15 protein-coding genes are annotated in these 22,122 nt (G+C 44.4%); 8 read left to right on the plus strand and 7 right to left on the minus strand.

Annotated elements, in window-relative coordinates; genetic code table 11:
* Window positions 1–31 precede the first annotated feature (31 nt).
* Window positions 32–616, plus strand: a complete 585-nt coding sequence (locus tag ABJ384_RS06070; protein ID WP_349929495.1) for a YceI family protein — start codon at window positions 32–34, stop codon at window positions 614–616.
* Between the two features lie 64 nt (window positions 617–680).
* Here the strand turns inward: ABJ384_RS06070 and ABJ384_RS06075 are convergent, their stop codons facing one another.
* Together ABJ384_RS06075 and ABJ384_RS06080 are read right to left on the minus strand one after the other, a co-directional pair.
* Entirely contained in the window at window positions 681–1,400 is a 720-nt protein-coding gene (locus tag ABJ384_RS06075) for a glutamine amidotransferase (protein ID WP_349929496.1), read from the minus strand.
* A gap of 142 nt (window positions 1,401–1,542) precedes the next feature.
* The gene (locus ABJ384_RS06080) at window positions 1,543–3,054 is read right to left on the minus strand and encodes an aldehyde dehydrogenase family protein (RefSeq protein WP_180043105.1); all 1,512 of its coding nucleotides are present in this window, start codon (window positions 3,052–3,054) and stop codon (window positions 1,543–1,545) included.
* 204 nt (window positions 3,055–3,258) lie between these two features.
* On the opposite strand from ABJ384_RS06080, the gene ABJ384_RS06085 reads away from it, so the two are divergent.
* Entirely contained in the window at window positions 3,259–4,440 is a 1,182-nt protein-coding gene (locus tag ABJ384_RS06085; RefSeq protein ID WP_166168067.1) for a transcriptional regulator, read from the plus strand.
* 16 nt (window positions 4,441–4,456) lie between these two features.
* On the opposite strand, the gene ABJ384_RS06090 is transcribed toward ABJ384_RS06085, so the two are convergent.
* The 5 genes from ABJ384_RS06090 to ABJ384_RS06110 form a co-directional block, all read right to left on the minus strand.
* Window positions 4,457–5,425, minus strand: a complete 969-nt coding sequence (locus ABJ384_RS06090; protein ID WP_349929497.1) for an alpha/beta hydrolase — start codon at window positions 5,423–5,425, stop codon at window positions 4,457–4,459.
* 239 nt (window positions 5,426–5,664) lie between these two features.
* Complete coding sequence (locus ABJ384_RS06095) at window positions 5,665–6,876, minus strand: iron-containing alcohol dehydrogenase (protein ID WP_180043104.1); 1,212 nt, start codon at window positions 6,874–6,876, stop codon at window positions 5,665–5,667.
* Window positions 6,877–7,336: 460 nt separating this feature from the next.
* Window positions 7,337–9,412, minus strand: coding sequence for a TonB-dependent receptor (locus ABJ384_RS06100; protein ID WP_349929498.1), 2,076 nt, complete (start codon window positions 9,410–9,412; stop codon window positions 7,337–7,339).
* A 183-nt stretch (window positions 9,413–9,595) separates the two neighbouring features.
* On the minus strand, window positions 9,596–10,594 hold the full coding sequence (locus tag ABJ384_RS06105) for an ABC transporter substrate-binding protein (RefSeq protein WP_349929499.1): 999 nt from the start codon (window positions 10,592–10,594) through the stop codon (window positions 9,596–9,598).
* Between the two features lie 3 nt (window positions 10,595–10,597).
* Window positions 10,598–11,185: an ANTAR domain-containing protein gene (locus ABJ384_RS06110; RefSeq protein ID WP_349929500.1), complete on the minus strand. Its 588-nt coding sequence runs from the start codon at window positions 11,183–11,185 to the stop codon at window positions 10,598–10,600.
* Window positions 11,186–11,631: 446 nt separating this feature from the next.
* On the opposite strand from ABJ384_RS06110, the gene ABJ384_RS06115 reads away from it, so the two are divergent.
* From ABJ384_RS06115 to moaA, 6 genes are all read left to right on the plus strand, one after another.
* Window positions 11,632–12,984: an MFS transporter gene (locus tag ABJ384_RS06115; protein ID WP_349929501.1), complete on the plus strand. Its 1,353-nt coding sequence runs from the start codon at window positions 11,632–11,634 to the stop codon at window positions 12,982–12,984.
* 82 nt (window positions 12,985–13,066) lie between these two features.
* Window positions 13,067–15,613, plus strand: a complete 2,547-nt coding sequence (nirB, locus tag ABJ384_RS06120) for a nitrite reductase large subunit NirB (RefSeq protein ID WP_349929502.1) — start codon at window positions 13,067–13,069, stop codon at window positions 15,611–15,613.
* A gap of 24 nt (window positions 15,614–15,637) precedes the next feature.
* Window positions 15,638–17,263, plus strand: coding sequence for a nitrite reductase small subunit NirD (gene nirD / locus ABJ384_RS06125; protein ID WP_349929503.1), 1,626 nt, complete (start codon window positions 15,638–15,640; stop codon window positions 17,261–17,263).
* A 280-nt stretch (window positions 17,264–17,543) separates the two neighbouring features.
* Entirely contained in the window at window positions 17,544–20,324 is a 2,781-nt protein-coding gene (locus tag ABJ384_RS06130; protein ID WP_349929504.1) for a molybdopterin-dependent oxidoreductase, read from the plus strand.
* Window positions 20,321–20,947: an NTP transferase domain-containing protein gene (locus ABJ384_RS06135; RefSeq protein ID WP_349929505.1), complete on the plus strand. Its 627-nt coding sequence runs from the start codon at window positions 20,321–20,323 to the stop codon at window positions 20,945–20,947. Before ABJ384_RS06130 ends, ABJ384_RS06135 begins: the two co-directional genes overlap by 4 nt.
* Before the next feature lie 133 nt (window positions 20,948–21,080).
* Window positions 21,081–22,121 carry a GTP 3',8-cyclase MoaA gene (gene moaA, locus ABJ384_RS06140; protein ID WP_349929506.1) on the plus strand — a complete coding sequence of 347 codons (1,041 nt, stop codon included), beginning with the start codon at window positions 21,081–21,083 and terminating at the stop codon, window positions 22,119–22,121.
* Window position 22,122: the final 1 nt, after the last annotated feature.

Here is a 22,122-nt window from a genome sequence, read left to right on the forward strand (position 1 = left end):
TAATAACCATTCCAAAGCGAGATAATGACACATGAATTTCAAAGCAATAACTTTAGGTTTGGCGGTTGCATCGGTAGCAACATTGTCTTTGGCAAAACCTGTGGCTTACCAAATTGATCCAACCCATACAGCTACTGTATTTACTTGGAACCATTTTGGTTTTTCTACCCCATCTGCAAACTTTAGTGACATTCAAGGTACCATTAACGTCGATAATGCAAAACCTGCAAATTCATCTGTGAATGTGACCATTCCTTTATCGAGTTTAAATACCAATGTAAAAGCATTGGATGAGCATTTAAAAACAGCAGATTTTTTTGATGCAGCCAAATATCCTAACATCACTTTTAAAAGTACCAAGGTTCAAGCTTTAGGTAAAAACAAATACAAAATCACGGGTAACCTGACCGTGAAAGATGTAACTAAGCCGGTAGTTTTGGATGCAGTATTAAATAAGCAGGGTGTACATCCAATGACTAAAGCAGAGGCTATTGGTTTCAATGCCACGACTTCATTCAACCGTTCAGCATTTGGCGTAGGGGCTTATATACCAAATGTGGGTGATAAAATCACGGTAAACATTACCACTGAAGCTTCTGTTCCTGCGAAAAAATAAGCCTGAATTGGCTAATAAAAAAGCACCCTTGAGAGGGTGCTTTTTTATTGGTTGAAATTTTACTTTAAATTGCTGAAATCTGTTTGAGATATGCCTGCAATACAGCCTGTGCCTGCAATGCTAATGCAGTGGCATAGCGTTGATTGTCGGCTCGCAAAGCCGGAATATTAACGTTAGCTTTTCTTAATTCGCAGGTATGGCCAATCAGCCATTTTTCCAGACTTTCTGGGGCCACTTCAAGATGAAATTGTAAGGCCAGAATATTTTTCCCCACAGAAAATGCCTGATGAGGATAAATCTCTGAACCTGCTAATAATGTAGCCTGTTCAGGTAAATCGAAAGTATCGCCATGCCAGTGTAATACAGCAGTTCCAGTTAATGGCTCAAGCAGATTATTTGCAGTATCTGTAATGCTGAGTTGGCTCCAGCCAATTTCTTTTTGATGGCCTGCATACACTTTGGCACCCAGGGCATGAGCAATCAGTTGAGCACCCAGACAGATGCCTAAAGTTGGCAAGTTTTCTTTTAGGCGAACTTTAAGTAAGTCTATTTCTTGTTGTAAGAAAGGGTAGTCATCTGTTTCATACACTCCAATTGGTCCACCTAAAATAATGGTCAAACCTTTATGCTGAAATGCTTTGGTTAAATCATCTACACCAGCTTCAAAATAACGCACCCGAAAACCGAGTTGATAAAAGACATCTTCAAATGCCCCCAGGTCTTCAAAGGCAAGATGTTGAATGGCATAAATGGTGTCAGGAAAGTCTGAAGGAATAGTTATCATGCTTTTGTTTTCATGGAGAAGGAATCATAGCAATTTAGCCTGAATAGTCAGAAAAATGAAGATTTCTCTGTTGATCGTTTGCAATTTAAAGCAAAAAAGCGAACCGAAGTTCGCTTTTGAGATACTTGATACAACGTTCTGTTTAGAAGAAGCCCATTGGCTTGGTGGCATAGCTCACCAGCAAGTTTTTGGTTTGCTGGTAATGATCCAGCATCATCTTGTGGTTTTCACGTCCAATACCTGATTTTTTATAACCACCGAATGCAGCATGTGCAGGGTAGATATGATAACAGTTGGTCCATACACGACCTGCTTCAATCGCACGGCCTGCACGATATGACGTATGCGCTGAACGTGACCAGACACCAGCACCTAAACCATAAATGGTATCGTTGGCAATTTTGATGGCATCATCAAAATCTTTAAAGGTGGTCACTGCGAGTACTGGTCCAAAAATTTCTTCCTGGAACGTTCTCATGTCATTGGTGCCTTTGAAAATGGTCGGTTCAATGTAGAAACCTTGGCCAACTTCATGGCGTGCTTCACCACCTGTCAATAGTTGAGCACCTTCTCCACGGCCGGTTGCGATACATCCCAGAATCTTGTCTTGCTGTTCTTGAGAAGCCTGTGCACCAATCATGGTCTCAGTATCCAGTGGATGACCGGTTTTAATGCGTTTCACACGTTCTACTGCGAGTTCCAGGAACTGGTCTGCAATACTTTCCTGAACCAAAGCACGTGATGGACAGGTACAGATTTCCCCTTGGTTCAGGGCAAACATGGTAAAGCCTTCTAGCGCTTTTTCTAGGTAGTCATCTTGTTGCGCCATGACATCTTCAAAGAAAATGTTTGGTGATTTACCACCTAGCTCTAAGGTTACCGGAATAATATTTTCGGTGGCATATTGCATGATCTGCTGACCGACAGCTGTTGAGCCAGTAAATGCAATTTTGGCAATACGTGGGTTGGTAGCCAATGGGCGGCCCACTTCAACGCCATAACCATTTACAATGTTTAATACACCTGCAGGCAACAGGTCCTGAATCAGTTCAACCAGTACCAGAATACTGACCGGTGTTTGTTCAGCCGGTTTTAAAACAATACAGTTACCTGCAGCCAAAGCTGGTGCCAGTTTCCAGGTTGCCATTAAAATCGGGAAGTTCCACGGAATGATTTGTCCGACTACACCTAAAGGTTCATGGAAATGGTAAGCAATAGTATCTTCATCGATTTCTGAAATGCCGCCTTCTTGTGCACGGATACAGCCGGCAAAATAGCGGAAATGATCAATTGCCAAAGGAATATCGGCAGCCAGGGTTTCACGAATCGGCTTACCATTATCCCAAGTTTCAGCAACTGCCAAAAGTTCCAGATTGGCTTCTAAACGGTCGGCAATTTTTAACAGGATATTGGAACGGGTCGTTGGCGATGACTTGTTCCATTGTGCTTTGGCTTTATGTGCAGCATCAAGAGCAAGCTCAATATCTTCAACGCTAGAACGCGGAACTTTGGTGAAAGCTTTACCATCTACAGGTGAAATATTGTCAAAGTACTCTCCTTTGACAGGCGCTACCCATTGTCCACCAATGAAGTTTTCATATTGGGCTTTAAACTGAACTTTTGAACCAGGTTGATTAGGATCGACGTAACGCATATGTATTTCCTTTGCTTATTTTAGTGTCTTAAAACCGTATCTACAGCTTTGGTATATAAGGTACTTGTGTACATTATATGATTAGCATAACCTGAATAAGGTTGGAGAAAGGTTGGATACAAGAAGGTTTACAATCTTTTCAATCCAGCATAAAAAATAGCGATTACAGTGGATGTAAATCATGAATTGTTGTGAGAATAAGGAATGATGACAAAACAAAATTTGATGCAAAAAAGGCATAAAATTGATCAGTTTAGGCAAAGTAGCAGTTTATCTGCCTTACATGCGGAACAGCTGGGTCAAAGTATTGCGAGTTCCTGGCAACGTTCATCCTCGGCCGAAATTCCCAAGGATCGCTTGGCTGCCCCACTGGTTCACTTACAAAAAGAAACCTATCCTTCGGCTTTGGCAAATGCCTTGCAACATTGCGCACAGGATTTAAAGCATATTGCCGAACAGTCTTCGATGGTAATTGCAGTCGGGGATATCGGTAGCACCATTATCTGGTCAGCTTCCAGCCCACAAATGCAGCGTGCAGCAGAAAGTGTGCATTTTATTGAAGGCGGGCAATGGCGCGAGGAACTGGTTGGAACCAATGCCTTGGCACTGTCATTAAAAACCCAGCAATCGAGTTGTGTGTTTTCCAATGAACATTATATGCCTTCCATTCATGATTGGGTCTGTTATGCTGCCCCGATTATTGATCCTTATTCCAAGCAGGTGTTAGGGGTGATTGACCTGTCGACTACCTGGCAAAAGCATAACAGTTTGGGACTACTTGCAGCGGAACGCTGTGCTTCGATTATTCAATCGGCTTTGCTGGAATACCAAAAGCAGCGCCTGTTTATTCGGGCTTTTTCCGTGCCTCAGGTTTTGTTTAATGGCAAGGTGCTGGTTCTGACCCCCCGCCAAATTGAAATTTTGACCATCTTGGCGTTATGTCCGCAAGGTTTAAGCCTGGATACCCTGCATCAGGCTCTATACGGGGAACGAAAAGTCAGTATAGGCACCTTAAAAGCAGAAATGTCGCAGTTGCGTGATGTACTGGGCGGTATGCTGGGTTCCAGACCTTATCGTTTATTGGCACATGTAGAGGCTGACTTTTTATTGACAGAACAGTCTTTGGATGCCGGCTATATCGATTCGGCCTTAAAACTGTGTACTGGTGTATTTTTAGCCAAAACCGAAAGTCCTTTTTTATGTGCCTGGCGCGATTGTCTGGAATCACGTTTAAGTGATGCCATCTTTAAAGCCAATGAAACTGATGTGTTGCTAAAACACGTGGCTCGATTCCCTGAGGCGATTGATGCGGTGGAGCGCCTGATTGAGCTGATGCCCAAAACGCACCCTGTGCATCAAACCCTGCTGAAATATAAGGATGCTTGAGAGCTGTAAGATAGATTTACAGCCCTTTAATTTCTAGCCATTCAAACAGCCGCAGATAGACATTCTGGCGTACCGATTTTTCCGACAAGACCAGATCATGTAAGCCATTCTTGATTTTAGCAATGGTGACATCACCTTTGATTTTTCTGGCATATTTGTCGATATGTTTGACATCTAGAATCACGTCACTGCTTTGCGCATATTGATGCCATTTTTTTGGATTTTTGCTTTGATCTGAATGCATTACCAAAGCGGGTACCGTTAAGCTGACTCCCTGATGGATTTCTTTCTGTGCTTCAAAAATGGCCCGAACAAAACTCAAGCGAACCAGAGGGTAAGACTGCGGTTTCCAGTCCAGATTAAAGTCCCATTCGCCATGCAGATTTTTATGCAGACTGGGAACATACCATTTGTTCAGCTCACTGGGAAATTTTAAATCCGGGCAAACTTTACCCACCCGGCTTAAATTGGGAATGCCCAATTTTTTCTTGATCGGGTTCATATTGAAATCATAAAACGGACTATTGACCCAGAGTGCCTTAATTAAAGGATGCTCTGGATGATGTGCCGCATACAGTGTGGTGGTTAAGCCACCGGTAGAATGGCCACTGAGTAAAATGGCATCATGGCCTTCTGCGCCTATAATGTTTAAGGCTTCGGTAATTTCGGCATCGTATTCGGCAATTTCACGCACATTATAATATTTTTGATGCGGCAGAATGGAGCGGCCATATTTACGTAAATCGAGTGCATAAAAGTCAAAACCATGCTGGTTGAACTGTTCGGCCATTTCCGTCTGGAAGAAATAATCAATAAAGCCATGAATATATAACACAGCTTTGGATGTGGTTTGGTCGGCTTTTTTTCTGACTAAGGTCGCCGTAACCTGACCTTCATAATCATCCGGGAAATTTAAAGTGGCCTGTTCATAACTTGGGCCTAAGATATCGCGTTGATAAAGTGGGGCGGTGTTGCCATTGCTCATTTTTATACTCATAGAGAAGAATTTGTTTTCTCTTATCCTTCATGATGAGTGGTAATTTGTCAAATTGAATTATTTTCATAAAAAAAAGCAACCACAGTTCTTATCCTGTCATCAAGGACACAGGATCAGCCAGGAAAAGGGAAATGGTTTCTTTTCTTGGCGCACTTCTTGACGAAGTGCGAACATGGGTTGCTAAAAGTGTAAGTCAAAGAATTGGATAGAAGACTTACAGGGAGGTATTACATTGCTGCTTTAAAATCGACTACCGATGCATTAGGTTTCAATGCTGCCTTAAAGATATCGACCACTTGAGCATGGTTAGCTTTACGTGGGTTGGTCAGCATGCAGGCATCTTTTTGCGCATTTTCTGCCATGATAGCAAGATCAGCTTCTTTGACACCCAGTTCAGCCAAACCAGATGGAATACCAATAGAAGCAGAAAGTTGACGAATGGCATTGATGGCTTCAAATGCAGCTTCAGTTACCGTTAGGCCTTCAGTGTTGACTCCCATTAACTGTGCAATTTTCGCATAGCGATCCGGGCAGGCGATCAGGTTAAATTCAGATACATGCGGAAGCAGAATGGCATTACAAACACCGTGTGGCAGATTATAGAAACCGCCCAGCTGATGCGCCATGGCATGAACATAACCTAAAGATGCATTGTTAAAAGCCATACCTGCAAGATACTGTGCATAGCTCATGGCATCACGTGCTTCAAGATTTTCACCATTGGCAACAGCCGGGCTAAGCCATTCGCTAATCATGGTAATTGCTTTTTCGGCACAGGCATCGGTGATTGGATTGGCTGCAGTTGATACATAGGCTTCAACAGCATGAGTCAATGCATCCATACCGGTTGCCGCAGTTAAGCTGGCTGGTTTGGCAATCATCAGTTTAGGATCGTCGATGGCAATCAGTGGGGTACAACGCCAGTCAACAATGGCCATTTTTACATGGGTATCGGTATTGGTAATAATACAGAAACGGGTCATTTCTGAAGCCGTACCTGCCGTGGTATTGATCGCAATCAGCGGTGTCATCGGTACAGTGCTTTTATCGATCCCTTCGTAGTCACGAATATGACCGCCACCCGCTGTCACCAGGCCGATACCTTTAGCACAGTCATGTGATGAACCACCGCCTAAAGAAACAATAAAATCACAACCCTGTTCATTATAGGCTTGAACGCCGTTATGTACGTTAATGTCGGTTGGGTTTGGTTCTGCACCCGGGAAAATATGACTGTCAACGCCAGCATCTTTTAAATAGTTTGAGATAGTATCTGCGACACCAAATTTGAATAAACCTGCATCAGTTACAATCAAGGCCTTCTTGGCACCTAGATTTTGCGCTTTTGTTCCAATTTCTTTGGCACAGCCTGGGCCGAAAAGTGAAACACAGGGAATATAAAAACCGTTGGTTTGATCTGCAATATTTTTAAAAGCCATGGTGCGATTCCTTCTACCATTCATTATATTATCGGTGACTCTCACCGTAATTGGAGTATCGAATGAAGCTGAAAAAAAACCTACCTACCAAACACCTACCATTTTAAGTTTTTGAATTTTATAATTTTTTTATTAATATTGCCCGGTTATCTATTTTTGATGCATCGTTTACTCATATCAAGGCTATCTTGCAAGCCATGTATGAAAGGTTCTTAAACTTTAGCATGTTTGAATCATATTCAGGTGATCAACCATTAAAAAGCCCTAAGAATCAGATTGATATTTAAGCCCGAATACCAGTTTCGAGGGCGGCGATAGGGTAAAGCTAAAAATCCTGACTGGTTGAGAAATCATAGAAAATTGGCAACGGCCAGAAGATTAAATTTTTCCGCTGGGCATAAATGCAACCCTTATCTGGATATAAAAAACCGGTGCCTGGCACCGGTTTTTATCTTTCCTGTTAGAATTTTTTTTCTACACTCAGGAGTACACTTGGAATGGCCTGATTGACCCGGGATTCATACAGGCTGCCATCAGATTGATTGGTTAAACGCTCTTTATAATCTGTACTCAAGATATTGCGTGCACTCAGGGTCGTTGCCCAGCCATCATCAAAGCGTTTGCTCACACTGATATCGACATTGACCCGTTCATTGCTGGTACGGTCATAGGGCAGGTTATCCAGGGCCCTGGTAAATTCAGGAACATAGTTCAGATTGACACTGCTAGAAAGACGCCAGGGCTGATAGTTATAAGATAAACCGGCACTGGCTGTATAAGGTGCTACATCACTGGCTAAACGTTGCTGATGATTGGTCTCTTCAATTTTTGCACGTACCGTCGACAGTTGACCATTCAACATCAATGCATGCCCATTTTCAGTTTGCTTTAAGGCATAACGAGCAGCAATTTCAACCCCATAGGTGGTGGCATTGTCCTGGTTTTGTGGGCGTTCTACAAAACGCGAGCCTTCCTGACGAATCACTTTCTCAATGTAATCTTCAATTTCACGTTGGTATGCCGTGATGTTGACGCCACCTGACGGGGTGTTATACCCCAAAGTGGATTCAAAGGCGGTTATTTTTTCCGGACGTAAATTAGGGTTTCCGCCACGATCCGGATTGTTCAGGCTACCGGCATCGCTATCGGTAGAAACAGAAACCGTAGGTAACAGCTGGTCGGTTTTAGGACTGCGGAATGCCTGGCTGATATTGCTTTGTAATGACCAGTGATCATCAAAGTCAAAACGATGTGCCAAGACTGGACTTAAGTGACTGTCACTATAATCCACAAGTCCTGAACGATGAATCCATTCTTGACGGGCACCTAAAGTCACGGTTTGCCGGTCTGTAAACTTCCAGCTGCCTTCGGTATAGAGCGCATAACGCTGTTCATCGAGTGTATCGGTAATATTACTCTCAAGTTCACTCGAGCGAATATCCGTACCAAACTTCAGTTGTCGGATGTTATCAAATTTACGCACACCATCATAAGCCACACCATACTCATGGATGGTTTCATCGGTATAGCTGCTGAAGAGCGGTGACCGGGTCGATTCGGTTTCGTTCTGCTGTTCGACTGAAAGACGAATTTTGTCGGAATTATCCTTGTCTTTACGTTCATAACGGGTATTTAAACGAATGCTGTCATTCTTGTCATTTTGCGTCTGATCGCCACGGCTGCCGTCACTTTCATTGTTGCGATAGAACAATTCGGCAACCAGTTTCTGCTGGTCATCCAGTTCATATTCAACACGGGGTGCCAGCATTTGCGACTTGCGTTCGATAATACGCTTTTGTTCGTGGGTTTGGCTGCTGTTTTGAGTCTGGGTGATCGAGATGGTATCATTCCACATCTGGTTGGCAGACAGGCTGTATAACCATGCATTATCCCGACCATCAGCCTGAACACTGATATTTTTACGTTCCTCTTCTTTCTGGTCAGATTTTGCCAAACCATATCCTGCACGGATAGTTCCGCTGATGCGGGCATGATCCAGGGGGTGTTTCAGAATAATATTGATGACGGCGGAAGATGCCACAGAAGCCTGAGCGACACTTGGCTGTTTGGTAATTTCAATCCGTTCGATCATGTCTGGCATGATGCTGTCAACAACCGACATGCCACCGCGTGGGCCACCTTGAACCGGTTCACCATTGATTAAAAATACCGGGGCACCACCGCCACGAAAATGCATAGCTGAAGCACCGCCACCCCCACGTGGACCTTGTCCCGGTGTGGGCATCTGAAAACCGGCGGCACGGCGTAAGGCATCATTCACGGATTGATCACCAAATTGCAGCATTTCTTCACGTGTGACAATAGTTTTCGCCACCGCACTGATATCCGGGTCTTTGGCTTGGGCGGGCGTTGCTTGAAATTTTAGGGTTGCCAGTGTCTGTACCGGGTCTGTTTGAACAACCGTGCTGTTTGTTGTGGCATTGCTAATCGTGTCAGCCGCCCAGCTTGGGGAGATAAAACTAAACAGTGCACAACTCAGGGTGCTCCATTGCCAACGCGGTTGTATGCGTTTCATTATTCGATGTTCCCTATGTAATTTTGCGTAAGATAACGTAAAAATATGGAGAAAATTTGTGGGAAACAGCAGAAATGAAAATAAACCATAAAACTGGATTACAGCGATAAAATAATCAAAATGAATGGCTTAACCCCAGCATTCTGATTATTTTTTTGTGGCTGGGGCAATGCGGATGCTGCCTTATTTCGTCAAAGATAAAATACAGTTTTGGCTGATGTTTTCAATCACCGCATCATTCAAGTGAATTGGATTATCCCATTTCAGCATTTGCTGGGTCAGCCATTTAAAATCTTCTACCTTTGGCACAGATGTCTCATCGACAAAATTGCGGATAATATTTTGAATGGAGTGGAATTTTTGTACGTGAATGCTGTCTGAGCATTGAAATTGCACAATATTGAACTCGGTCAGCATTTGCCAAACGTCGGCATAGTCCTGTAAATCTTTCAGTTCTTGCTGGGCTTTTTGAATGGCCTGCGTTAAAGCCTGATGCGTGTTTGGATGTTGCATTGCCCAATCACAGGTGACTGCCAAAACCTTATCTGCTACTTGGGGAATAATGTCCTGACTGGAAGCGATAATTTGACCGATTCCCAGTAGTTCAGCCTGGCTGTTCCAGGGTTCACCGACACAAAAACCATCAATGACCTGATTGGCTAATGCCTGCACCATATAGGGTGGGGGAAGCGTGGCCAGTTTTATATTTCGTGCAATTTCAGGATTGGCAATGGCGAGCCATTCTCTAAGGCAATAATGATGAATCGACTGCTTAAACACATGTGCCAGCTGAATCGGTTGCTGTGCCTGTAGGGCAGAGACAACTTTTTGTGCCGATTGTTGTGCACTGTCCTGACTGGAAATGTTCAGCTCAAAGCACAGTTTCTGACTCAGACTAATAAAGGCGCGGTTATAACTTAATACCAGGGCAGTCTGGAGTGGAATACCGAGCTGGTCTTCACCGAGTGCCGCGGCAGGCAGCATGGCAGACAGGCAATGTGCAGCATCTAAAAAACCAAAAGCCAACCGGTCTCTTAAGCTGGCCCAGGACGCTTCCTTCACCAGCGTGACCTCTAAACCCGCTTCCTCAAAAAAACCACGCTGCTTGGCCCAAAGAATGGCCACACAATCCAGCAGAGGAATATAGCCGATCTGGATTTGAGTTTTTTCTAAATCTGGCATGGCTTAATCCTTCAATTGGCTTTGTAGTAGTTGCTGTGCATCCAGTAAACGCCGTGCCATTTCACCAATGGTCATACGGTGGCTCATGGCATTTTTACGCAGTAACTGAAAGGCTTGATCTTCAGTAAGATGGTGTAATTGCATCATCAATACTTTGGCTTTCTCCACATCTTTACGGTCGGCCAGCTTGGTTTTGGTGTCTTCCAGATCGCCGAGCAATTTTTTATGTTTTTTAAACTGTTCAATCGAGATTTCTAAAATGCTGTCCAGTTTGGATGGGTCAATGCCATCGACAATATACGCCGTAACCCCAGCATCAATGGCGTTTTTGATGGTGTCTTTGTGGCTGTTTTTAGTAAACAGTACTGTTGGCAGATCGAACTGGCTGACACAGCTTTCAATGATGTCACGATGGGGATGATCCATATCCAGCAAAATTACGTCGGCATGCAACTGTTCGAGGCGGAACATGCTTAAATGATCCGCGCTGAGGCAGGCCACCACCTCGAAATTGTGTTCAATTAGGGAGGCTTGAATGTAATTGGCACGGTCTTGATCGTCATCAATCAGTGCAATTTTGAGTTTTGGCATATGGGCTAAATATCATCAGGCCATGCCTGAAAGAAAAAGTCGTAATTCATTTAAAGCAATTAAAATGCCAAATAAGTTAAATCATTATGATTTCAATAAAAGTTCACTGAACCAATGAACGATGAGCAAAGGGTGCACTGTCTTAATGCAAAAATGCGCTACAAGGAAGCATAATCATTGTTGAGCTGAGTCAGGAGGTCATAGTTAAAGATGAAGCAGACCATTACTGGCATTGAAAAATTATAAATAAAAATTAAAAATGATAAAAAATATAAACTTATAGTTTTCTCTGAGTTATTGGCACGCGCATTGCTGTATCTCTTGTGAGTCAAAGACGACTCTAAAAAATTGTAAGACGGCCAAAGACGTCCGTTCTGATCGAATCTGCTGTGCAGCTATCCGCATGGCAGATAAAACCATACGTTCAGTTCAGGAAGGAGAGGGCTATGTCTTCAAATTTAAATGCTAAAAAAGCAACAAAAATAAGTCTTTTCAATTTCAGTAGCGCAGCAATGCGGGCCTTCCATATGAGTTGGCTCGCATTTTTTGTCTGTTTCTTTGCTTGGTTTGCCTGTGCCCCACTCATGCCTGTTATTGCCGGTGAGTTCCATTTAACTAAAGACCAGATTGCCAATATTAATATTGCCGCTGTAGCCATCACCATTTTGGTTCGCCTAATTGTGGGACCTTTATGTGATAAATACGGGCCACGCAAAACCTATACTGCATTATTGATGATCGGCAGTATTCCGGTGTTTGGTGTGGCTTCTGCCAACAGTTACGAATCCTTTCTTTTCTTCCGCTTATTGATTGGTGCCATTGGTGCCAGCTTTGTGATTACCCAATATCACACCAGCATCATGTTTGCACCGAATGTGGTAGGAACCGCCAATGCTGCATCAGCAGGTTGGGGAAATGCCGGTGGCGGTGCAACTCAAGCCCTGATGCCTTTATTACTTGCTGCCTTGGTGATGTTCGGAGTTGAACAGACCATGGGCTGGAGAATTGCCCTGCTTGTCCCGGGGGTACTGATGCTGATTGTAGGTGCACTGTACTGGAAATTCACCCAAGACTGCCCGCAAGGAAATTTTAAGGAACTGCGGGCACAAGGCGTGCAAGTAGGCAGCGATAAAAAAGGCGGTCTGGCGATTCTGATGCATGCAGCACGCAACTACCGGGTCTGGATTTTATTTGGTGCCTATGCCGCCTGCTTTGGGATCGAGATTTTCATTCATAACATTATCGCTTTGTATTTTGTCAACAATTTCCAGTTTGGCTTAAAAGAAGCCGGCATGGCCGCAGGGATTTTCGGTCTGCTTGCTCTATTTGCCCGTGCCTTGGGTGGCATCATCTCTGACAAAGTGGCGATTAGAAAAGGTCTGGATGGGCGTACCAAAGTGCTATTCGGCATGATTCTGATGGAAGGCTTATTCCTGATCTTATTTTCGCAAATGAACACCGCAGTTCTGGCCATCATGACCATGACAGTTTTTGCACTTTTTACCCATATGGCCTGTGGTGCGACCTATGCCCTGGTGCCTTTCATTGACCGTGATGCTTTAGGCGGTGTGGCCGGCATTATTGGTGCAGGCGGTAATGTAGGTGCCGTGGCTGCAGGTTTCCTGCTCAAAGGTATGCTGGATATTCAAACCACGTTAATGGTGTTGGGTGGCTTGGTGGTGATTGCCGCTAGTTGTGTGCTGATGATTCGCTTCTCGGTCGAGCATAAAGAAAAAGAACAGCAGCTTTATGAACAGGCCATGCTGGAACGCAACAGTCTGGCTGAAGCCCAGCAATAAAATTCCTCGGATCAATACGCTTAGATCCAGAGCTTAAATTAATAAATTGAAAGAAGTTTTTAAAGAATTGAGGATAAATACGATGAAACTGCTCATGATTGGCCATGGCATGGTGGGCCACAAATTTATCGAATCGGTTTTAGAATATGCAGGTGATGAGGTTGAAATGACCATTTTGGCAGAAGAGCCGCGCTTGGCCTATGACCGCGTACATCTAACTGAATATTTCACTGGAAAATCTGCTAAAGACTTAACCCTGTGTCGTTCAGATTTTGCCGATGCCTACGGAATTGATCTGCGCTTAAATACCAAAGCCACTGCCATCGACACTTTAAATAAAACGGTTAGCACCAATCAGGGGGATGTCATTAGTTATGACAAGTTGGTGCTGGCCACAGGTTCTTACGCTTTTGTACCGCCTATTCCCGGCAATGACCGTGAAAACTGTTTTGTTTACCGGACCATTGAAGATTTAGATGCCATCCGCGCTGCCAGCCTGAATGCAAAATCTGGCGTGGTGATTGGTGGTGGTTTACTCGGTTTGGAAGCGGCCAAAGCCCTAAGTGATTTAAACCTTGAAACCCATGTGGTGGAATTTGCCCCACGTTTAATGGCGGTGCAAATTGATGATCTGGGTGGCAAGGTTTTACGGGCAAAAATTGAAAATCTGGGGGTAAAAGTCCATACCCAAAAAGCCACTTCTGCAATTGAAGACGGTGTGAATGCTAAGCATGTGATGAAGTTTGGCGATGGTTCAGAACTTGAAACCGATATCATCTTGTTCTCTGCGGGGATTCGTCCACGGGATGAATTGGCGCGTCAAAGTGGACTCGCCATTGGCGAGCGTGGCGGGATCGTGATTAATGACTATTGCCAGACTTCCGATGCCGATGTTTACGCGATTGGTGAATGTGCACTGTGGCAAAACAAAATTTTTGGCCTGGTTGCGCCAGGCTACGACATGGCGCGTATTGCCGCCAAGCATGTGATGGATCAGGCCTGCAATGAATTTGCTGGTGCAGACATGAGTACCAAGCTGAAACTGATGGGTGTCGATGTGGCCTCGGTGGGGGATGCCCATGCCATGACGCCAAATGCGCTCAGCTATTTCTATGCCGATGAAGATGCCATGATCTACAAAAAGATTGTGGTGAATAGCGAAAAAACCAAGCTACTCGGGGCTGTGCTGGTGGGCTGTGCCAAAGAATATAATGAGCTGCTGCAAATGATGTTGAATGGCTTGGCGATACCGGAAAATCCGGAAAGCCTGATCATGCCGGGCTATACACAATCAACAGCCAAAGCAGGAGGCAGCGGTGTAGATCTGCTGCCAGACAGTGCCACCATCTGTTCATGTAATAACGTGTCTAAGGCTGATATTTGTAGTGCGATTGCTGGGGGTTCAACCTCACTGGGTGCCTTGAAAAAATGTACCCAAGCTGCAACGGCCTGTGGCGGCTGTGCACCACTTGTTACCCAAGTATTGAAGTCTGAACTGCAACGCCAAGGCGTAACGGTAAACAATCACCTGTGTGAACACTTTGCTTATTCACGCCAAGAGCTGTATCACCTGGTTCGGGTCAATGAAATCAAGACTTTTGATGATTTGATTCAACAACATGGTCATGGGATCGGCTGTGATATCTGTAAACCGACTGCAGCCAATATTTTAGCCTCTTGCTGGAATGACTTTGTGCTGAAGCCAAGTCATGCCGGTCTGCAAGACAGTAATGATTATTACCTCGGTAACATTCAAAAAGATGGCTCTTACTCGGTTGTACCGCGTATGGCAGGTGGTGAGGTCACTCCAGAGGGTCTGATTGCCATTGGTCAGATTGCCAAAGAATATGGTTTGTATACCAAACTCACTGGTGGACAACGGGTCGACATGTTTGGGGCACAAGTGCATCAGCTGCCTGAAATCTGGGAAAAACTGATCAATGCCGGTTTTGAGTCAGGCCATGCTTACGGTAAATCTTTACGTACTGTTAAATCCTGTGTTGGCAGTACCTGGTGCCGTTATGGGGTGGATGATTCTGTTGGTTTGGCCATCTTCCTGGAAAATCGCTACAAAGGCCTGCGTTCACCACATAAGTTGAAAATGGCGGTGTCAGGCTGTACCCGTGAATGTGCCGAAGCACAAAGTAAAGATGTCGGGGTGATTGCCACTGAAAAGGGCTGGAACTTATACGTTTGCGGGAATGGCGGCATGAAACCACGCCATGCAGAACTACTGGCATCGGATCTGGATACCCAAGCCTTAATCAGATATATCGACCGTTTCTTCATGTTCTATATCCAGACCGCAGACCGTTTGCAACGTACCTCGGTATGGCGTGACAACCTGGAAGGCGGTCTGGATTATTTAAAAGATGTAGTCGTGAATGACTCGCTTGGTTTGGCAGCCGAACTGGAACGCTGTATGCAGCATGTGGTCGGTACTTATCAGGATGAATGGCGTACTGCGGTGGAAGATCCGGAAGTACGTAAACGCTTCGTAACCTTTATCAATGCCAAACCTGAACAGCAAAACGATCCGCATATTCAATTCGCCGAGGTGCGCGGGCAAATCCGTCCAAAAAATGCAGCGGAACGTGATGCCAGCCGTATTCCGGTGGTTGAAGCCTGATTTAAAGTATAAGGAAAAAAGAATATGACTATTTTAAAAAATATGAATGAACTGAATTGGGTAGAAGTCTGTGCACTTGAAGACATCACGCCAAATACGGGCGTGGCGGCATTGGTAGAAGATCAGCAAATTGCGCTGTTCCGTATTGGTAATGAAAAACGCGTCTATGCCTTAAGTAATCAAGACCCGTTTAGTCAGGCGTTTGTGATGTCGCGCGGCATTATTGGCGATTTGCAGGGTGAACGTGTGGTTGCATCTCCAATCTACAAGCAGCATTTCAGTTTGGCCACTGGACGCTGTCTGGAAGATAAAGACCAGAAACTGCTGGTATTTCCAAGCAAGATTGAAAATGGCAAGGTCTGGGTCAGCCCGACACCGCAAAAAACCTATATCACCAATAACGGCACTTCTCAGGAAAAAATGAAACTGGTGTTGGTGGGCAATGGCCTGGCAGGTATGCGCTGTCTGGAAGATTTGCTGGATATGGCGCCTGAACGTTATGAAGTGACCGTGATTGGTGAAGAACCGTGGGGCAACTATAACCGCATCATGCTTTCACCCGTATTGTCGGGCGATAAAAGCATTGATGACATTATGCTGCATCCGCATACCTGGTATAGCGACAAAAACATCCGCTTTATTGCCGGTGATGCTGCGGTGACAATTGACCGTCCCCGTAAGCAGGTCTATACCGAAAAAGGCTTGGTGGTGGATTATGACCGTCTAATTCTGGCAACAGGTTCTAAACCCTTTGTTCCGCCAATTCCCGGTTCGGACTTAAAGGGCGTGATCAGTTTCCGAGATATCTATGACGTCAATACCATGCTGGACTACTGCAAATCTAAACAAAATGCAGTAGTGATTGGTGGTGGTCTGTTGGGACTTGAAGCGGCTTATGGTCTGAAACAACGTGGTATGAATGTGACAGTTTTGCATTTGATGGACCGGATTATGGAACGTCAATTGGATAGTCGTGCCAGCAGCCTGTTAAAACAAAGTATTGAAGCCAAGGGCATTAATATCATCACTCAAGCCAATACAGAACAATTACTTGGCGAAGATGATCATGTGAAGCAAATCCAGCTGAAAGATGGCACGGTGCTGGATGCTGATCTGGTGGTTTTTGCTGTGGGCATCCGTCCGAATATGGCCTTGGCGCAAAGTGCCGGCTTACGTTGTAACCGTGGTGTGATCGTGAATGACACCATGCAAACCTTTGACCCAAGTATTTATGCGGTGGGTGAGTGTATTGAACATCGGGGTCAAACTTTTGGTCTGGTTGAACCACTTTGGGGCCAAGCCTGTATTTGTGCCTCACATCTGGCAGAATACGGCAGCCTGGTGTTCAAAGCACCGACGGTTCCGACGCAATTAAAGGTGAGTGGCTGTGACGTATTTTCAGCGGGGCGAATTGATTTAGAAAATGGTGAACCCCAGGACGATTACGAAGACATTATCTTGAATGATGAAAAACGCCAGATCTATAAACGCATTATTATTCAAAAAGATAAAGTCATTGGTGCCGTGTTGTTTGGTGATACTGAAGATGGTGCCTGGTATGCAGAACTGATTTCTGATCAAACGCCAATCAGTAATATTCGTAATAAATTGCTTTTTGGTAAAGATTTTGCATTAAAGAAAGCAGGCTAATCACATAAGTGGTATTTGTTCAATTTTAAATATTTGCACAGCCACACTTTGTACTAATAAGTAAAGAGTAATTGCGTAGGCATGATCTTACTTTTGAAAGATCAAAAGTAACAAAAATCTTCGTTTCCCATACATTACGTCCTGTAATGATGGGAAACGGTGGCATCCATGCCACCTCGACAGAATACATGCTTACGTGAACTCTAAAGATTTAGATAGCTTGGAAAATAGAAGAAATTATTCAAGTTCAAGTGAATTTATTCGATAGAAAGGAGCATCCATGAATAGTATTCCCGTTATGGAACTGCATAGCTCCACAGAAATAAATACCAAAATCACCAATACCACCTGTCCCTATTGTGGGGTAGGTTGTGGTGTCACTGCGACTGTGCAGGATACTGCTTTAGGGCAAAAAGTGTCGGTTGCAGGGGATGTCAATCATCCATCTAACTACGGGAAACTGTGCATTAAAGGCAGTAATTTGGCCGATACCCTTGGTCTTGAAACACGTGTTCTTTATCCCATGCTTGGCAGAAAAAATCAGCGTGAAAAGACCGACTGGGATACCGCAACGGATTTAATTGCTACTAAATTTCAGCAATGTATTGATCAATACGGGCGTGACAGCATTGCTTTCTATGTGTCGGGGCAATTGCTGACTGAAGACTATTATGTAGTGAATAAGTTCGTCAAAGGTTACCTCGGTACAGCCAATATTGATACCAATTCACGACTCTGTATGTCATCGGCAGTGGCAGCACATAAGCGCGCTTTCGGTGAAGATATTGTTCCGGCGAGCTATGAAGATTTTGAACATACCGACATGGTGGTGCTGGTTGGTTCAAATACGGCATGGTGTCATCCGGTTTTATATCAACGCATCATGAAAGCCAAAGAACAGCGTGATCTGTTTGTGGTGGTGATTGATCCGCGCTTTACCAGCACCTGTGAAGCGGCAGACTTGCATTTACCGATTTTACCGGGTCAAGATGTCGCGTTATTTAATGGCTTATTACAATATTTATCGCAAAATGGTCATGCTGATCCAGATTTTATTGCTGCACATACCCAAGGCTTAGAACAAGCTTTAACATACAGTCAAACTGAATCGTCCATTGAAGATGTCGCTGTACGTACCGGTATTTCACTGGAAAAACTGCAAGTTTTTTATGAGCAATTCGCTCAAACTGAAAAAGTGATGACCCTTTTTTCCATGGGGGTGAATCAGTCTTCTCAAGGCGTGAATAAAGCCAATAGCATAACCAACTGTCATTTATTCACCGGAAAAATTGGCAAACTGGGTACGGCGCCTTTTTCCATGACCGGGCAGCCGAATGCGATGGGTGGTCGTGAGGTCGGTGGATTGGCCAATATGCTGGCAGCCCATCTGGAGCTGGAAAATGAAAGCCATCAGCAACTGGTGCAAAACTTCTGGCAAAGTCCTTATATCGCCAAGCAGGCGGGCTTCAAGGCCGTTGATCTATTCCATGCGGTAGAAAGTGGCAAAATTAAAGCCATCTGGATTATGGCCACCAATCCGGTGGTGAGTTTACCCGATGCCGATCAGGTCAAACGTGCCTTAGATAAGTGTGAATTTGTGGTGGTGTCTGACATTTGCCAGGACACAGACACCACACAATATGCCGATGTGCTGTTACCGGCTTTAGGCTGGGGTGAAAAAGACGGTACCGTCACCAATTCTGAACGCCGTATTTCCAGACAGCGTGCATTTTTAGAAGAGCCAGAACAGGCTAAAGCCGACTGGTGGGCGATCAGTCAGGTCGCTAAAAAAATGGGCTTTGATGGTTTTGATTTTAACAATAGCCATGACATTTTTCTGGAACATGTCCGTTTATCGGCACATCAAAATGCAGACTTAAGCCAGCACGATATAACGCCACATTTCCGATATTTTAATTTAAACGGCTTAACGGATTTAACCTTTAATCAATATGATGACCTAAAACCGGTGCAGTGGCCGGTCTGGACTAAACATCAAAAAGAAGATGCTGTCGCTCGGTTGTATTCCAAAGGTCAGTTTAGTCATGCAGATGGCAAAGCCCAATTTATTGCCATTAGCGCAGTTAATCCGGCCAATGAGGTGTGTAGCGAATTTCCTTTGATGCTGAATACTGGGCGCATTCGTGACCAGTGGCACACCATGAGCCGTACCGGTTTATCCGCCAGTTTAAGTAGCCACCGTGCAGAACCGTATTGTGAAATCCATCCACATGATGCCCTGAAATACGGCATCAAAGATGGCGAACTGGTAGAAGTCAAATCGAAATGGGGGAGTTGTATATTACGCGCGACGGTCAGTGACAACATCCGTCGTGGACAGGTGTTTGCTCCTATTCACTGGAATGACCAGGTCGCGTCCGATGCACGGATTGGCAAGGTGGTCAATCCGGTGGTGGATGCCATTTCTGGTGAACCTGAGTTTAAGCATACCCCGGTCATCATCCATCCCTTTTATAGTCAGTGGCAAGGCGTGTTTTATGTACGTCAGGGCTTTGAAAAGATCGTGCAATCGTCCATTCAGAATACGGTGTGGTGGACCAAAATTATCACCCCCAAAGCTGTACGTTATGAACTGGCCGACCGTAAAAAATTTACCCAGACCACAGAACAGTTAAAAGAGCTGTTACCGTTTCAGGATGAAAGTTTTGAATGGCTGAACATTGAAGATCAGACTGCCCATATCAGTCACAGTGTGGTGCTGAAAGATGGGCATTTGATTGCTAGCCTATATATTGCACCGAAAGCGTTATTACCGGATCGTGACTGGGTCGCCAGCCTGTTTAAACGTGAACGTTTAAGTGCCATGCACCGTAAGGCATTACTTGCCGGACAACCGATGTCGATGGCAAATAATGAAGGTCCATTGGTATGTAGCTGTTTTAAGGTGGGTAAAAACCGCATTATTGAAACAATTAAAGAAAAAAATATAACCAATGAAAAACAGGTCACTGCCTGTTTAAAAGCGGGCGGTAATTGCGGTTCATGTCTGCCTGAAATTCGTGGCCTGATTAAAGCCTGTCAAATGGAGGCGGTAGAATGAGAAAAACCTTAAAAAATGCTGTTTATCCGAGCACCGATCTGGTGATTTTAGCCGGGGGGCAGGCACGGCGCATGAATGGCATCAATAAGCTGTTGCAGAAATTTGATGACCAGATTCAACTGATCAAAATCCATCAACAGCTAAAATCCGATGTGGCACATGTCTGGATTAACAGCCACCGGGATGATTCGATTTACCAGAAAATTATTCCCAGCATTCATTGCTATCAGGATGATGAAAGCGGCTTTTTAGGTCCACTGATGGGTATGAAAAGCGCCTGGGCACATGTACAGGCCGACTATGTGCTATTTGTCCCTTGTGATGTGACCTATATCCCTTCACGAATTCTACTCAAGTTGCATCAAGCTTTGGCCAAAAACAGTCTGGCAGAGGTGGCTTATGTGGAAATAAACGGCAAGGCACTCTATCCATTTTGTCTGCTTAAACGCAGTAGTCTACCTACCTTCATCAGTCATCTCGAACAAAAACAGCGCAGTCTAAAACACTGTTTTGCCGACTTGCACGCTCAAGTGGCAAGTTTTAAAAATCGTGCCCTGTTTTTTCACAGCATTAATTCACTGGATGAGCTACAGCAGCATCAACAACTTAAATTTCTACATTAAAACTGAATCTTTTGCCTTTGGCACAAAGTTGGAACACTTATTGCAATTCTAACAATAACAAGATTGGGCACTTTAAATCTTGCGCACAATCGCTGTGCGGTAACAGGAAGTTGCTCGAAGATGGATGTTCAACATGAATATGATGACAGAACTTGAAACCGAAGCGCGCTTTGTCGATCAGTTTGGTCGCAGCAAGCGAAAATTACGAATTTCAGTGACCGATCGCTGTAATTTCAAGTGTTTGTATTGCATGCCGGAACACCCTGAATGGATGAAAAAACACGATTTGCTCAGTTTTGAACAGCTTTATCATTTTTGTGATTTTATGGTGCGTCGTGGCATCGAATCTATTCGCATTACCGGTGGTGAACCTTTAATGCGTCAAGGCGTGGTACATTTTATTGCACAACTGCAACAGCTAAAAAAGCTGGGTTTAAAACGCATTTCCATGACTACCAATGCGCATTATCTTGGGCAATATGCACAGGCTTTAAAACAGGCCGGACTGGATGATTTAAATATCAGTCTGGACAGCCTGGATGCCAATCAATTTAAACAATTGACCCAAAAAGAGCTGGCCCCGGTACTGGATGGAATCCGCACTGCACAAGACGTTGGACTGCCGATTAAGATCAATAGCGTATTGATGAACGGCATCAATGACAACCAGATTTTGCCGTTGGCTCGCTGGTCAGTTAAGGAAAAAATCAATTTACGCTTTATTGAGTTTATGCCGCTGGATGGTGAGCGCAAATGGTCGAGCGCACATGTGGTCAGTGAACAGCAGATTTTAGACACTCTAGCCACTGAATTTGCAGTCACTCACCAGCTAAATGATGCAGCTCAGTCAAGCTCAGATCCGGCACGACAATATCTGATGGATGGTCATCCAATTGGTATTATTTCCACCATTACCCATTCATTTTGTGGAACTTGTGATCGAGTACGTTTAACCGCGCAGGGTGAATTTTATAACTGCCTGTTTGCCCCCAAGGGCTTGAATCTTAAAGCTGAAATTAAAGCCCTGGCTGCATCTATACCTTTGAGTGAACTGGGCTTGCATCGCACTGTATCAAATTATATCTGGAATAAAGAGCAGGGCTTTCATGCCATTCAACAGCGCTTGAAAAATGAGCCATCCCGTAAAATCAGCATGCATATGATTGGAGGTTGAA

Source organism: Acinetobacter sp. A1-4-2, assembly GCF_040233925.1.
Classification (GTDB): Bacteria; Pseudomonadota; Gammaproteobacteria; order Pseudomonadales; family Moraxellaceae; genus Acinetobacter.

Excerpts from the sequence above, each read along its gene's own strand:
- ABJ384_RS06085 (WP_166168067.1), top strand. The coding sequence starts at position 3,259 with ATGATGACAAAACAAAATTTGATGCAAAAAAGGCATAAAATTGATCAG.
- ABJ384_RS06115 (WP_349929501.1), top strand. The coding sequence starts at position 11,632 with ATGTCTTCAAATTTAAATGCTAAAAAAGCAACAAAAATAAGTCTTTTC.
- ABJ384_RS06100 (WP_349929498.1), bottom strand. The coding sequence starts at position 9,412 with ATGAAACGCATACAACCGCGTTGGCAATGGAGCACCCTGAGTTGTGCA.
- moaA (WP_349929506.1), top strand. The coding sequence starts at position 21,081 with ATGAATATGATGACAGAACTTGAAACCGAAGCGCGCTTTGTCGATCAG.
- nirB (WP_349929502.1), top strand. The coding sequence starts at position 13,067 with ATGAAACTGCTCATGATTGGCCATGGCATGGTGGGCCACAAATTTATC.
- ABJ384_RS06105 (WP_349929499.1), bottom strand. The coding sequence starts at position 10,594 with ATGCCAGATTTAGAAAAAACTCAAATCCAGATCGGCTATATTCCTCTG.
- ABJ384_RS06095 (WP_180043104.1), bottom strand. The coding sequence starts at position 6,876 with ATGGCTTTTAAAAATATTGCAGATCAAACCAACGGTTTTTATATTCCC.
- nirD (WP_349929503.1), top strand. The coding sequence starts at position 15,638 with ATGACTATTTTAAAAAATATGAATGAACTGAATTGGGTAGAAGTCTGT.
- ABJ384_RS06090 (WP_349929497.1), bottom strand. The coding sequence starts at position 5,425 with ATGAGCAATGGCAACACCGCCCCACTTTATCAACGCGATATCTTAGGC.
- ABJ384_RS06070 (WP_349929495.1), top strand. The coding sequence starts at position 32 with ATGAATTTCAAAGCAATAACTTTAGGTTTGGCGGTTGCATCGGTAGCA.
- ABJ384_RS06075 (WP_349929496.1), bottom strand. The coding sequence starts at position 1,400 with ATGATAACTATTCCTTCAGACTTTCCTGACACCATTTATGCCATTCAA.
- ABJ384_RS06130 (WP_349929504.1), top strand. The coding sequence starts at position 17,544 with ATGAATAGTATTCCCGTTATGGAACTGCATAGCTCCACAGAAATAAAT.
- ABJ384_RS06080 (WP_180043105.1), bottom strand. The coding sequence starts at position 3,054 with ATGCGTTACGTCGATCCTAATCAACCTGGTTCAAAAGTTCAGTTTAAA.
- ABJ384_RS06110 (WP_349929500.1), bottom strand. The coding sequence starts at position 11,185 with ATGCCAAAACTCAAAATTGCACTGATTGATGACGATCAAGACCGTGCC.
- ABJ384_RS06135 (WP_349929505.1), top strand. The coding sequence starts at position 20,321 with ATGAGAAAAACCTTAAAAAATGCTGTTTATCCGAGCACCGATCTGGTG.